The organism is Bradyrhizobium tropiciagri (assembly GCF_018130505.1).
Lineage (GTDB): Bacteria > Pseudomonadota > Alphaproteobacteria > Rhizobiales > Xanthobacteraceae > Bradyrhizobium > Bradyrhizobium tropiciagri_B.
Window position 1 is genome coordinate 103,062 of record NZ_JAFCKH010000015.1, and the last position, 13,843, is coordinate 116,904.

Sequence of the window (13,843 nt, forward strand, 5' to 3'; positions counted from 1 at the left end):
GTTGATCGAACCTTTGGAACTGTGACCATGGGAGCAACCACTAGAAATACTGCGTTCGTCGTAGTCCATTGAGGCTATGATTCGTCCTGACGAACATCCGGCCGATCAACTGCCCTCGACGCGATGGAAGTACCTTTGCGTTGATTGCGCCACCAGCGGAAGCGATAGATGGAAGGCCGCCCCGCCGCCCGGCTGGTTTTCCGCCCAGATTTGCCCATTGTGCGCCAGAACGATTGTCCGTGCGATGGACAATCCGATTCCCATGCCCTGCTCCTTCGTGGTGAAGAACGGGTCGAAGATTTCGTTCAACTTGTCCTGCGGAATTCCCGGACCTGAATCGGAGATCGAGATCACGGCCGACGCGCTGCCATTGACCTCCGTGCGGCCGATCACCGTGCGGCCGTAGGGCATCCTGGCCATCGCATCCATGCTGTTGACCACGAGGTTGAGAATGACCTGTTGCAACTGCACGGGATCGCCCTTGACGCGGAGCACCTCCGGGGAGGTCTGCAGGTAGAATGCAACGTTGCGTGCACTGGCCTGCAGCGACAGGAAATCGAAGGCGTCGCGCATGATCTGGTTGAGATCGATCTCCTTTGTCTCAAATGGAGCGCGTTTCAGCAGGCTGCGCATCCGGCGGATCACCTCGCTGGCCCGCAGGTCGTCGCGCTTGATGTCGGAGATGATCTCCTTCACCTCGTCCAGATCGGGGTTCTTCGAGGCCAGGATCAGCTCGGCGGATTCCGCATTGGTGAGGATCGAGCCGAGCGGCTGATTGAGTTCATGGGCGATCGACGAGGAGAGCTCGCCGGCGGTCGCCTGCCGGTTGATATGTGCGAGTTCGGACATGCGATCGCGCGACTCGACCTCCGCGTGGCGCCGCATGTGCCGCTCGTGCAGCAGAAACGCGATCAGCGCGGCCTGGATCAACAGCGCCGCGCCAAGGGCCGCCGCCCGCCAACGATAGCGCTCGAAGAACGTCGGTTCGCGAAAGCGGATCTCGCTGCCGGCGGGCAGACTGGATTCACTGACGTTCCAGCGCCGCATCTGCCGCCAGTTGAAGACCGGCTTGACGACGTCCACGATCGATACCGGAACGGCGTCCAGCTGTTCGCCGTCGAGGATTCGAAGTGCTCTGCGGGCTGCATCCGCCCCGATCAGGCTCGGGACCAGAACGTAGCCGCCGATCCCGCCGGGCTCGAGGAATGTCTCCGCGGGGACCACGATCGGCCGGTTCGCCTTTTCCGCGATAAAAGCGAGCGCGTCGGAAGGCGGATAATAGTTGCCGCTGCCGTCGCTATACATGCCGGAATAGATGATCGCACTGTCACGCGGCAGTGCGGCGACGCGCTCGAGGACCTCCGACATCGGCCGCCCGATAAGCTCGACGACGTGCATACCATCGACCCCGGCAGCAATCTGCTCCTTCCAGTTCCGGAAAAGCACCTGGCGCTCCCATTCCGCACCCACAATCGCCACGGTCGAAAGGTTGGGCACGACGGCGCGTGCCGCCTTGATCGCATCGTCGAGTTTCTGCTGCACGATGCCGCCGGTGACATAAGCGGCGGGAGGGCGCAACCGGATAAAGTCCCTCTCTTCGACCAGGGCGAAGACGACCGGGGCGTCCGGCCACAGTTGCGAGTGCCAGCGCAACACGAGCTCCAGCGCGGCGGCCCCAATGGCCACCACCACGCCAATCGGGCGGTCGCGGTACTTTGCTTCCAGAAACTGGCGCAGGCCTTCCTGATATGCCGCGCCGCCAAAACGATTGAGATCAAGGCTCTCGGTATAGACGGTGGTCGGCGCGTGGGAATGCGCGCTCACCGCCGCCCGCAACCCTGTAAACACCTGGTAGTAGAAGGGGCCGCGCCGATCTGATTGGTCCAGCACCAGGATGGAGTGCGGACGCGCCTGTTGCGCCAGCAATGAGGCCGGCCAAAGCAGCGCCGCCAGCACGATGATCAGTCCGCAGAGCCGGAATGCCTTGTCCATAGCACACGGAGCCGGAGACAAAGTCGCGCGAAATACTAGCATTGCGATCCGGAGAATGGACCACGAATGCGCCGCCGTAACCACGGAAAATTACGGGATATTGTCGCAGTCCCCGTGTCCTGTCCTTTGGGACAATGACCTCAAGGTCAATAGCGACGGCAGCCGCGCATATCGTAGATCATGCCGCACGGACACGCAATTCGAGCCGCAGCGGCGTACTCAAATCGGCATACGGCATTCGGTCAGTTTACCGGGGGAATAGGTCCATGTTTGCTCACATCAGCCCCAGCCCGGCCTGTCCTCCCAGTATCCTCGGGCTGACAGCCAGCCACGCGTCATTCTCAAGCAGCGAATTCAACTACCGGAAGGGCACCGAGATCTACGGCGAGAAGGAGCCGGCAGAGTACGTCTACCAGGTCATGTCCGGGGCGGTCCGCAGCTACAAGCTGCTCTCCGACGGGCGCCGCCAGATCGGCGCCTTCCACCTCGTCGGCGATATTTTCGGGCTGGAGAACAACGATATTCATCGCTTCACCGCCGAAGCTGTCGTGGACACCACGGTACGGCTGATCAGACGGCTCAGCCTCGAGCGGGTCGCGCATACCGACCCCGCCCTGGCCCGCCACCTCCTGGTCATGACAACAAGCAATTTGCAGCATGCCGAGGATCACATGCTGCTGCTGGGACGCAAGACCGCACTGGAGCGGGTCGCGGCCTTCCTGCTGGAAATGGATCGCCGGACCGGGGTCGGCGTCGTCGCCCTCCCGATGTGCCGGCGCGACATCGCCGACTATCTCGGCTTGACGCTGGAGACCGTGTCGCGCGCCCTGTCCAAGCTGCACGCCTGCGGGGCGCTCGATTTTCTCGGCTCCAACCAGCGTGAGATCGTGCTGGTTGACCGCGCTCAGCTGGCCATGCTCGATACCTGACGCCGGGCTCGCCCTTCATTTGGGCTTTACCAGCGACGCCTGTCGGTCGACCGTCTTCTGCAGCACCTCGAACAGCACGGCGGTCGACCAGCCGAACATCAGGATGCCGTTCATGGCCGCCATCGGCCCAAGCAGCAGCCAGGCCTTGACCGGTATGACGTCGCCATAGCCGAGCGTCGTGTAGTTCACGAACGCAAAGTACAGCAGGTCACTGCCGGGGGGTGCCGCGCGGAGCAGCCAATAGGCCAGCGCCCAGAGAACGATCTCCAGCGTATGGCCCAGCATCAGCACCAGCGCCGCCACGATCATCACGCCGGCGAGCTGTAATCCGGGCCGCGCGGCAGCGCTCAGGGCGGCGTTTCGCAATAGCCCCATCACCGCGACGGTGATCAGCGAATGAATCGCGATGTTGATCGCGCTCACCGCCGATCCCATCAGAATCTGAAACAGCATCGCTTACGTCCCCGCCAGGCGGGCGCTGTCGTCGCGTATCCATGCCGTCGCCAGCTCCCAGGCGACAGCGAGAATGATCGGGCCGATGAACAGGCCGAGAATGCCGTGCGCCAGCGTTCCACCGATCACGCCGACGAAGATCACCGGCGTCGGCGTGGTCAGGCCTCGTCCCATCACCAGCGGCTTGAGCGCGTTGTCGAGGAGGCCGACGACCAGGAAGAACAGCGTCAGGATCAGTGCCGTCGCAAAATCCTTGGTCGACCAGAGCCAGATGATGACAGGAAGCATCACGACCGTAGCTCCGATCTGGATGATGGCGAGCAACATGACGACGAATGCCAGCAGGCCGGCGCTGGGAATCCCTGCCAGCTTGAAGCCGATCCCCGCCAGCAGCGACTGCAGCACGGCGATTCCGATCACGCCCTGGGAGACCGCGCGGATGGTGGCGCCCGCCAGATCCAGGAAATGCTCACTCTGTTGCGGTACCACCCGGGACAGGAAGCCCCGGAAGGCCGCCGCCAGCTGCGCCCCGTGGGGAAACAGGAAGCCCGCCAGCGCCACGGCCGCCAGAAACTTCAGCGTGCCGATGCCGGCATTGCCTGCGAAGCTGAACAGCGTGCCGGCCAGCGGCTTCAAATGCGGCACGACGTCACGCAGCACGGCGCGGAGATTGGTCGAGGCCTGGTCCCAGAACTCGTAGAGCGGCGCGCCGATCAGCGGCCAATCCTTGACCCAGGCCGGAGGCGACGGAACGGCGAGGGTACCGTCGCTGAGCTGCGCGGCGATGTCCTTCACGCCGTCCACGGCGCCGACGCCGAGCCACGCCGCCGGTCCGATGACGATACCAAGACAAACGATGGTCAGAAGCGCCGAGGCTATTCTGGGCCGGCCGCCGAGCGCGCGTGCGAGCCACGTGAACACAGGATAAAGCGCGACCGCGAGCACCACGCTCCAGGCCAGGATCGGCACGAAGGGTTCGACGAGAACGAACGTCCAGTAGAGCAGCAGCGCCAGCAACGTGAGCCGGATTGCGAGCTGGATGAACTCGTCTCCGGTCACGAGCTGGCGAAGGGTTCTCAAGTGCGCGCCTTCAGTTGGACGTCAGCAGGCATTACGCAGCCTAGCCGCTACACCATGCGAGGCGGCTTGATCCAGATCAAGAGCCGACCGGTGCGCGGTGACAGCTTCGGCTGCTGCGATGTGCACAGTCCGATCGAGCTCATTGGCTCATCACACGATCGAGCGTTGCCGTCGTCGAAACCGGAGGACGTCATGCGTATCGGAAGGACGTGTCTGACCATCGCCGTGCTCGCAACCTGCTTCGGGCTGAGCCCAGTCAAAGCGGCTCCGTTGCCGACCAATGTCGCCGCGATGAAGGCGATCGCCGGCAACGACGTCATGCAGGTGCGTTGGGGCTATCGCGGCGGCGGCTGGGGCTACCGTGGCGGCTACGGTTATCGCGGTGGCTGGGGTTATCGCGGTGGCTGGGGTTACCGCGGCGGCTACGGTTACCGCGGGGGCTGGGGTTATCGCGGTTTGGGCTGGGGCGCGGCCGGTGCGATCGTCGGCGGGGCCATCGCCAGCTCCGCATATTATGGCGGCGGGTACCCCTATTACGGTGGATACGGTGGATATGCCGGATACCCTTATTATGGTGGCTACGGCGGCGGCGGTTACGCCTACTGCCCGCCATACGGCGGCTATTCCCGGGCCTATTACGGCTGGTAGGCAGGTGCTGTTAGCGGCGTCCGAGCAGTGACCGGCGATAGCCGCTGTCGCGCGCCTCGCTCCTGCATACGAAGTTGCCATCCAGGCCCATCGCGTAGCGCTGCTGTCCCTTGAGATAGTAGCGCCCGCTTTTGAAATTGAGCCAGACCACCGTATCGCCGGGACAATGGCGCTGAGCCTGCGCCTCGTAGCGAAACGGCGTGAGCGGCAGCGCGGCCGCGCCATGGACGAGGCAGCATTGCAGGACCAGGGCCGCGAACGCCGGAATGTGCAGCCTGAACAAGCGGCCCTCTTCAGCGCCGGAGGTGATGTGAGATAGGCTTATAACTCTAGAATACTAAGAGCCAGCGCAACCATCGAAAGCAAGCCGGCGAGCACGACGCCGACCGTGAATATAAGGTCGCGGCCCGATGCCTCCATGGCGCGGCGCAACGGGCCACGCCTGGCGGACGGCTGCTTTACCACCGGTCCTGCAGCCGATTTTTCGTCTTCGAGTGCCATGCAACATTATCCGCTCCAGCGGACCGGCTTGGCCAGTGCAGTTTGTGCCGCAGATTGGCGAAACGCGTGCTGCGGTTTTCAGCGGTGGCCGTCGTCACTGATCTCTCGGGGGTATTGGGGCCCTCTTTAGTCTCACTTTCCGGCAGTGGCCGGGGAGAATTCGTCATCGCCGCGGGACAGGCCTCTTCCGCAGGGCGTTGGCAGGTTGTACTCTCGCGTCGACTAAACCGTCCTATGCCAGCCCAAACCGGTTGGTCAAGCCATCTCATGGCGCGTCCTTGCGTGCCCGAAGGTTGCCTTGACCACCCTCGCCCGCTCTGAAATCCTCGTCGCATGTTACCAAGGTATTTTGAGTGTCGGATTCACAGCTTTATGACGTGATTGTCGTCGGAGGCGGCCCGGCGGGCTCCACGATGGCCTGGTCGCTGGCCAGGCGCGGCGTGCGTGTCGCGGTTGTCGAGCGCGCCAATTTCCCTCGCGAGAAGGTCTGCGGCGATTTCGTCGAGCCTGCCGGCTTGCGAATTCTGCAGGCCATGGGAATCGGCGAGGCGCTGGAGGCCTCGACGTCCTCTCCAATCACGGCCACGCGGATCTATCTTGGGCCCCGTCTCGGCTTCCGCGGCAAGATTCCCTACTACAAGCCGGAGCATGGACTGCCGGCTCATGGCGCCATCATCCCGCGCCATGTTCTCGACCACCGTCTCCTGGAGCAGGCCGAGCGTGCCTCCGCCAAAGTCTATGCGGGCTGCGCTGTGCGCGCGATCGCGCGCGAAGGCGGCTTGAATCACGTCGATGTGCACAGCGCGGAAGCCAACTTCACACTCAAATCCCGACTGATCGTGGGTGCGGATGGCGCGGAATCCGTCGTCGCGCGGTCGTTCAACCTCGAAATGGCCGACCGCGCGCACATCTCGATTGCGCAACGCGCCTATGTCGAGGGGATCGAAGCCCCGGACGGCGAGTCGGCGGTCTGGTTCGACGAGGACATTGCCCCCGGATATGGCTGGATGTTTCCGATGTCCGGCGGCAGGGCCAATGTCGGCGTTGGCATCCTGAGTGAAGCCTGCCACCGGCAGGGCCATTCGGTCCCGACCGCATTCGCGGCGACGATCGAGCGGCTCAAGATCCGGCATCCCGGCTGCGCGCGGGCCACGCTGGTCAGCAAGCCGATCGGCGGCGTCGTCAAGATGTATGGTGGCGCCGGTTCGAACCATTTCGATGGCGGCGTCCTGATCGGCGATGCCGGCGCGTTCGCCGATCCAATGACCGGCGAGGGAATTACCCAAGGCATGGAGTCGGCCCTGATCGCCTCTGCGACCCTGCTGAGGGCGCTGGAGCAAGGACGGTTCGACGCCGCTTTCCTGGCAAGCTTCGAACGGGATTTTCGCAGCTATTTCGACCCCAGCATGCTGCTGCTCGGCTTCTGCGCCGCGGTGATGCGCAACTGGCATTTCCGCGAGTTCTGGATGAGGTCCTCGCTACGCGGCTGCGAGCGTGCGATGGCCGATGGAGAGTTCGCGCGGGTCGCGGGGGCGACGTTCGGCGGCGTGAACGTACATCCTCTCGGGGCCCTGCAGCATCTGGGGACAAGCATCCTGCGCTACCTCAGTGAAGGCACGATCAGCACCCTGCGGCACCTCGTAAGCGAGGGTTCCAGCGGCCGGGAAGCGATGCTCGGTGATTTTCTCGTGTGGCAGAGCGGCTGGAAAAGCTCCGCGAGCGCCGACCCGGCCTGGCACGCGGCCTGGCTGTCCGATCTGCTCAGGAGGGCCGTGCAACTCGGCCCACAATTGTTGTCGCTGGAAAACCCCAGGATACGTGGACTGTCGATCTGAGCGGCAGATTCTTCAAGGAGCACGCGCGTGACGTCTACCGCATCTCAACCGGAAAAATCCGGAGCAGCCTCGCACAAGAGCGATATCGCGATCATCGGCGCGGGCATTGCGGGACTGACATGCGCGCTGCGTCTGTCGCAGCGAGGATACCAGGTAACGCTGTACGAGAAGGACAAGATGCTGGGAGGCAATCTCTCCTCCGTCCTCCACAAGGAGCTGTATCACGACGTCTACACCCACCTGTTCTGCGACTGGTACGTGAATTTCTGGAACATCGTCGAGAACGATCTCAAGATCAGCCGCGACAAGGCCTTCGAGCCCCGGCTGGGCGTCAAGCTTGTTGATCCAGTCAACGGCGGCAACGCTCCGAAATATTTCGACCTCAAGAACCCCACCTCGCTGCAGAACATCCTGGAAAATCTCAAGTCCGGCACACTCCCCCCGCCCGACATGTTCCTCGTCGGGTTCACCATGCTGGATCTCGCCTCCCAGCCGTTTCACCGGTCGGTCACCCTTGAACAGCAGACGGTGAACGGATTTCTGTATTCGCGCCCCTACGCCACCCAGGACTGCGCCGATCTGCACAACACGATCCTGAATGAGATCTGGTCGATCTCGAGCAACGACACGTCTGCCGCGGCCTACAAGGACTTCGTCAGGCACTCGCTCGGCTCGAAGGCCCCTCCTTTCGCCTGGCTGTTGCGGGGAAGTCTCGAGGAGATGCTCATCGCCCCCTGGCGGGAACGCCTGGGTCCCAACTGCCACATCAAGTCAGGCGTCAACGTGACCGCCCTGGAGATCGGCAGTGATGAAAAGATACACCTCACCCTGGACAACAACGGGACAGCAACGCACGACAATGTCGTGTTGGCCGTGCCTGCCCCCGCGCTGGCAAAGCTCGTCACCGTTGACAGCACCGCGCCGGGGAGTGCCAGGCAATGCGTTGCCGATCGGCTCCCGCAAGTCTCCGAAGTACAACGGCTGCGAACCGCCAATATTCTCGTCGTGACCGTCGTCTTCAAGGAAAGGCTCAAGGACATACCACCCGAAAATGTCGGACTGTCCGGGTCACGGGGATACGTGACGTACGTCGACATTTCGCAGCTGTGGACCGGTTTGAGCGGCAAGGACAAGCCCACCGTGCTGATCCTGGCCGCCTCCGATGCCAATCAGTACCCGACCGGCAACGACCAGGATTGGGCGCATCTGATGCTGGAGGAATTGGCGCGCTACATGCCTGCGGTGAGGCCCGGCAGCCGATGGGGAGATGCCCAGAGCAACATCGATTATGCAAGATCGTTTCCGCAGAACAACCTTAACCACACCCTTTTCCTGAACGACATGAACTCGGAGCATTTGGTGGTCGAACCAAGCTACCCCGAGCTTCCGAGCGTGTTCTTCGCCGGCGACTTCTGTCGCAACGAAGTGAAGATGGCGACGGTCGAAGCCGCCGTCTTGAGCGGTCTCCACGCTGCCCGCGGCGTCCAGCTGAGGGTCGAGAATAAGACCGACATTGCGATCGAGCAAAGCGTCATGCCGAGCCTGGCTCAATTCTCGGCCGCAAAGCTGGTGCTGCTTCCCCTTGCCTATGGCGCGATGGCCTGGTCGGCCGCGAACGCTGCAATGCGCGATCTGGCGGACGGACGGGTCGACACGCCGGAGGAAATCCTGACGCCGGCAACGACACTCGCCGTGTTACCCCTGAGATTTGCCGCTGATTGGGTGAAGAGCCTCGAAAACCTGGCAATTGCCTTGTGTTCCTCCAGCGGCAAACCAACCGATCTGGGCGCTGCCGCTCAGGAAGGGCTGCGGGCAGCCCGGGGAATGCTGGCGGCAGGCGCGCATCTTGCTCCCGGGAAATCCGACAAGCTTCGCGAGGTCGGCTCCCTGCTGACAGCCTTGCTCAAGGCTGTGACTGCAGGCGTAAGCGACGCTTCCACGGCTCGCGCTCGCGCAGCCGACCAAGCTCCGTCATCCGCGGCCGCAGACAACGGCGGGCTGATGCGCGGCTCCGGCCGCTACCGTCCCAGGTCCAACTATGTTCGCAGGCATCGCGCGAAGCATTGACTTGAAGACGTACGCGCGGGTGTCAGGCAGATAGTTGAGCAATTTTGAGGACGTCACGGTGTCAAAGGCAAAAACGGAAAGCATTATCTCGCAGCTTGGCTTCACTGAGGAGATCCAGCAGCTTCGGGAGATCATTGAGAGCTGGATTCGCGGTGTCGACGAGCAGATCAGGCCGCTTCTCGAGTGGCAGTTCATCACCTCCTCAAAATATTTCAGGCCGCTCACCGTATTTAGCGTCTATCGCGCCACGACGGACGAGCCGATTCCCAATCGGCTGATCTATTCCGCGGCCGTGGTCGAGATGGTGCACAACATGACGCTGATCATCGACGACATCGTCGACGAGTCAGACAGTCGCCGCGGTAGACCAACACTGCACACCCAGTTCGGGTTTTTGCAGGCCCTGATGGCGTCCGGCTATATCGTGGCTGACAGCTTTCGGATGACGGCCGGAGATCGGATCGATACAAGGCTGATCGCCGACCTGATCAAGCGTCTTGGTGCGGCCGAATGCCTGCAGTGGAATCTGCGACGCCAACCGCTCGGCGTCGAGGACTGGCTGAGGATCGCCGGCGAAGACACCGGATCGATGTTCGAGACCTGCGCATGTATCGCCACGAGAGACGATCTGCTCCGCAAGTTCGGCGGACTTCTCGGCACCGTGTACCACGGCTGTGACGACGTGGGCGATGTCAAGGGACTCGAATCCCTCGGCGGCGGCGGCGAGGAGGATCTGAGGGACGGCATCCTCACGCTTCCGGCCTCGATTGCGATCAAGGATCCGGTGATCGCCGAACTGTTCTGCAAGGAAACGCGATCGACGGACGAGCTGGCGCGGATCGCCCAGGCCGTCAAGGCCGCGGTGCCGGCCGCCGAGGAGCGGCTCGATCAACTGGCGGCGGAAGCCAAGTGGGAGGCGCATCTTCACGCCGCCAACCCGGCGATCCTCTACGCGCTGGTCGACCATACCAGGGAGCTGTCGCGTCGCTAGAGCGCGATGAGTTTTGGTCGAATCGTCATCGCGCTCTGCTCTTTGTTTGAGCAGGTTCTTATCGGAAAACCGCTTCACACTTTTCCGGATCATGCTCTAGCTCAGCCCGCAGGCAGAAGATGAGAAATCTCCGCCAGCAGCGAGTCGGCGTCGCGTTGCTCGGCCGCCTGAGAACCATGGCCGACGCCGGAACAAACCGGCAGCAGGCTTTCCCGTGCGGCGTTATAATCGCCGCGGCTGAGCAGCAACCGTGCAAGGTTGGTCGCCGCCCGCATTTGCCAGGCCTTGTGCCCGAGTGATCGCGCCATCTCGATTGCGCTCCGGAAGTCATCCTCGGCTCCCGCCGCCTGCCCTGCCTTGAGCCTGAGCTCGCCTCGCCAGGTCAGCGTGTACGCGCGCCAGATCAACTCACGAGGATTTGCCGCCAGTGCGTTCTCCACTGTGCGCAATGCCAATTCGGTATCGCCGGCCAGCGCCTGCGCCTGCGCCAACAGCGTGAGAAAATAGGTAATGCCAACCTTTGCCCCGGCATTGGCAAAGCCGGCCAGCGCCTGGTTGATCAGTTCGACACCTTCAACGGCATGACCGAGCTCTGCTCTGGCGCGGCCAAGCATCACGCGCGCCAGGTCGGATGCATAGCTCAGCCCATTCTTCTCCGACAGCAGCAACAGCTGATTGGCATCATCCTCGGCCTCCCCCGGCGCATTGAGGCACAGGTTCAGATTGCCCTTGAAATGCAGCGCCATCGCCAGCGCATAGGGGTCGCCACTCTTGTTGGCCAAGTCCATCGCGCGGCTGATCCGCTCACGCGCGACGTCGACATGGCCTTGCTGCCATGCCGTGTGGCTGGCAACGCCGATCGGAATCATGAGATAGGACGCCGCCGCGATCGACTTGGTGTCGAGCATCGGGGAGAGCCTTGCAAAGTGATCCTCGACCCCGGCAACGTCGCCCGCGTAGAATCGTGCCTGCACCTGCGCATAGTGGGCGAAAAACAGGTGACTTGGACTGCCCTCCGTCAAGGCGATTTCGTGGATCTGTTCTGCGAGGGTCGCCGCGGTCTCGTAATCACCGGTGAAGAAGATCGAAGCCCAGGTCTGGGCGCCCTGACGAATGAGTTGCGGAAGGTCACCGAGCCGTTCGGCGAGCACCCTCGCGCGTCCGCCGAGCTCCATCGTCTCCGGCGCCGAATAGCCCTTGGTCACTTGCAACACGCGCACCAGCCCGCTGCAAAGGTCCAGCTCAACCCGATCGCGCGACTGCGACAGCGGCAGCTTGCTCAGCAGAGCATTCGCCTTGCGATAGCTCCCCTCCGCCTCCATGAACGCGCACCGCTCGAGCGCCGCCTGACCCGCCTTCTTCCAGGCCGCGATGGCGGGCTCGGTTTCGCCTGCTTCGGTCCAATGACGCGCCAGCAGTGCCGGTTGCACGGCAGCCAATGCGGAAAATTGTTCGCTCAAGGTGCGCGCAACGCGGGCATGGAGTTCTCGGCGTTCGGTCTTGAGCAGGCCCTCATAGGCGGCGTCACGGATCAGGGCGTGCTTGAACTGGTACGTCGCCTTGGGCGGCTTGCCTTGCATGTAGATCAATTCGGCGTCGATCAGGGAGTCGAGCGCCGACTGGACATAGTGATCCGAACCCGAGACGACCGCCCTGAGCAGCGAGTAGTCGAACGTACGGCCGAGGACGGCCGCAACCTGCGCCACCCGGCGCACCGCTCCGAGACGGTCCAGACGTGCCGTCAGTGAATCCAGCAAGGTCGCGGGAATGTCATTGGCCCGCGGATCTCCCTCGCCTTCGACCACGAACGACAGCAGTTCTTCCGCGAACAGCGGAACGCCGTCGGACCGCTTGACGACTCCATCGAGGACGTCTTCGGCGAGATCATTGGACTCCAGCGAGCCGGCAATCAGCTCGCCGATCTCGGAATGGCTGAGACGTTCGAGCACGATCCACTTGTCGGCAGTCCGCCATTCCGCGGGCGGGCTATATTCCGGGCGCGCCGTCGCGATCAGCATCAGCGGGACATCGACGCTCTGGTCGATCAGCATTCCGATCAATTCGATGCTGGACGGATCGACCCAATGCAGATCCTCGATCACAAGGACGAGCGGCTGACGTCTTGCAAGGTTCAGCACCCAATCCGCGAGGCTGGCGAGCAAGCGAGCCCGGGCCCGCTCCGGCCCGATTTCCGAAGGGAGGTCTTCCTGCGGCAATGGAAGACTCGGCGCCTCCTCGATCAGCGGCAGCACCTCCGACGGATCGAGTCCGCTGAACCTGATTGCGCGCTTGAGCTGAAGGACCCGGCTTTCGGCGCTCTCGCTCCGCTCCCCCTCCAGGACCTGTTCAAGCAGTTTGGTGATCGCGTAGAACGGAATGCTCTCGGAGAAGCGCTCGCCGGCACATTCCATCCAGGTGTAGGTATCCGTCAGCCTCGCGCGGAGCTCCTCGACGAGACGCGACTTTCCGATCCCCGGTTCACCAGTCAGGAAGACGTATTGCGCGGCGCCGTTGCGCACGCTGAGCCAGCTCGCCAACAGGGAAGCGATTTCGCGCTTGCGGTTGACGAACGGCGTCGGGCCGCGAACGCCCTTGCGCCGCCAGCTCCGCCGGACGCCGCTCGGCGCTATCGGCCGGTAGAGTCGTATCGGGCGTGCAATGCCGGGAAGCGGATGCGTGCCGTAATCCTCGACGACGAATTGACCGGCGACGAGATCGTGCACGGCGCTCGTGATCAATACGGCATTCGGCTCGCACTTCGCCTGCACGCGCGATGCGACATTCGGCGTGTCACCGAATATCTCGACCTTGTTGGTGCCCAACTTGTCGATGACCACCCATCCGCTGTGAATTCCGACGCGTACGGCAAGCTCGGAGCCTGTGGTCCCCATCAGCCTTCGGTTGAGGGACGCGAAGGCGTTGACGATCATCAACCCGGCCCTGACGGCACGTTCGGCGGCATCCTCGCTGGCGTTTGGCCATCCGAAATAGGCCAGCACACCGTCGCCCATGTAGCGGGCCACGTAACCGCCCAGGTCCGTGATGGCGGTCCCCGCGGCTCCGAGGCACTCGGTGACGATATCGCGCCAATCTTCCGGATCGCGCTCGGCCGCAAGGCGGGTCGAATTGACCAGATCACCAAAAAGCACGGTCAGATGACGTCGCTCGCGGTAAACCCGTCCGGTTGGCAGGATGACGTCGGAATTGGCTGCGCTGCGCTGAATCGGCTCAGACCAAACCGGCAACGAGGCGCCGCAGTCGGCGCAAAAGCGCTTCCCTGGTTGGCCTGCCACACCGCACTCTACGCATCGCATGACGCGCGCCCGACCTGTTCATAGCCGCGACCG

11 protein-coding genes are annotated in these 13,843 nt (G+C 63.1%); 5 read left to right on the forward strand and 6 right to left on the reverse strand.

Annotation, left to right across the window (positions count from 1 at the left end):
- Window positions 1-105: 105 nt before the first annotated feature.
- Window positions 106-1,992 (reverse strand): sensor histidine kinase, encoded by a 1,887-nt coding sequence (locus JQ633_RS31655; RefSeq protein WP_211989596.1) that lies wholly within the window; start codon window positions 1,990-1,992, stop codon window positions 106-108.
- A gap of 266 nt (window positions 1,993-2,258) precedes the next feature.
- On the opposite strand from JQ633_RS31655, the gene JQ633_RS31660 reads away from it, so the two are divergent.
- On the forward strand, window positions 2,259-2,921 hold the full coding sequence (locus tag JQ633_RS31660; RefSeq protein ID WP_211989598.1) for a helix-turn-helix domain-containing protein: 663 nt from the start codon (window positions 2,259-2,261) through the stop codon (window positions 2,919-2,921).
- A gap of 15 nt (window positions 2,922-2,936) precedes the next feature.
- On the opposite strand, the gene JQ633_RS31665 is transcribed toward JQ633_RS31660, so the two are convergent.
- Both JQ633_RS31665 and JQ633_RS31670 read right to left on the reverse strand, forming a co-directional pair.
- Window positions 2,937-3,374 (reverse strand): potassium channel family protein, encoded by a 438-nt coding sequence (locus JQ633_RS31665; RefSeq protein ID WP_211989600.1) that lies wholly within the window; start codon window positions 3,372-3,374, stop codon window positions 2,937-2,939.
- 3 nt (window positions 3,375-3,377) lie between these two features.
- Window positions 3,378-4,454 (reverse strand): AI-2E family transporter, encoded by a 1,077-nt coding sequence (locus JQ633_RS31670; RefSeq protein WP_211989602.1) that lies wholly within the window; start codon window positions 4,452-4,454, stop codon window positions 3,378-3,380.
- A 192-nt stretch (window positions 4,455-4,646) separates the two neighbouring features.
- Here JQ633_RS31670 and JQ633_RS31675 point away from each other — a divergent pair, with 192 nt between their 5' ends.
- Window positions 4,647-5,102 carry a hypothetical protein gene (locus tag JQ633_RS31675; RefSeq protein WP_211989604.1) on the forward strand — a complete coding sequence of 152 codons (456 nt, stop codon included), beginning with the start codon at window positions 4,647-4,649 and terminating at the stop codon, window positions 5,100-5,102.
- Between the two features lie 10 nt (window positions 5,103-5,112).
- On the opposite strand, the gene JQ633_RS31680 is transcribed toward JQ633_RS31675, so the two are convergent.
- Complete coding sequence (locus JQ633_RS31680; protein WP_249159802.1) at window positions 5,113-5,376, reverse strand: hypothetical protein; 264 nt, start codon at window positions 5,374-5,376, stop codon at window positions 5,113-5,115.
- Between the two features lie 47 nt (window positions 5,377-5,423).
- Window positions 5,424-5,603, reverse strand: a complete 180-nt coding sequence (locus JQ633_RS31685; protein WP_211989611.1) for a hypothetical protein — start codon at window positions 5,601-5,603, stop codon at window positions 5,424-5,426.
- Between the two features lie 353 nt (window positions 5,604-5,956).
- Here JQ633_RS31685 and JQ633_RS31690 point away from each other — a divergent pair, with 353 nt between their 5' ends.
- The 3 genes from JQ633_RS31690 to JQ633_RS31700 are packed head-to-tail and all read left to right on the forward strand — an operon-like array spanning window position 5,957 to window position 10,496.
- Window positions 5,957-7,438, forward strand: a complete 1,482-nt coding sequence (locus JQ633_RS31690) for an NAD(P)/FAD-dependent oxidoreductase (protein WP_211989616.1) — start codon at window positions 5,957-5,959, stop codon at window positions 7,436-7,438.
- 27 nt (window positions 7,439-7,465) lie between these two features.
- Complete coding sequence (locus tag JQ633_RS31695; RefSeq protein WP_211989618.1) at window positions 7,466-9,505, forward strand: FAD-dependent oxidoreductase; 2,040 nt, start codon at window positions 7,466-7,468, stop codon at window positions 9,503-9,505.
- A gap of 58 nt (window positions 9,506-9,563) precedes the next feature.
- The gene (locus JQ633_RS31700) at window positions 9,564-10,496 is read left to right on the forward strand and encodes a polyprenyl synthetase family protein (protein ID WP_211989620.1); all 933 of its coding nucleotides are present in this window, start codon (window positions 9,564-9,566) and stop codon (window positions 10,494-10,496) included.
- A 101-nt stretch (window positions 10,497-10,597) separates the two neighbouring features.
- Here the strand turns inward: JQ633_RS31700 and JQ633_RS31705 are convergent, their stop codons facing one another.
- Complete coding sequence (locus JQ633_RS31705; RefSeq protein ID WP_211989622.1) at window positions 10,598-13,789, reverse strand: AAA family ATPase; 3,192 nt, start codon at window positions 13,787-13,789, stop codon at window positions 10,598-10,600.
- Window positions 13,790-13,843: the final 54 nt, after the last annotated feature.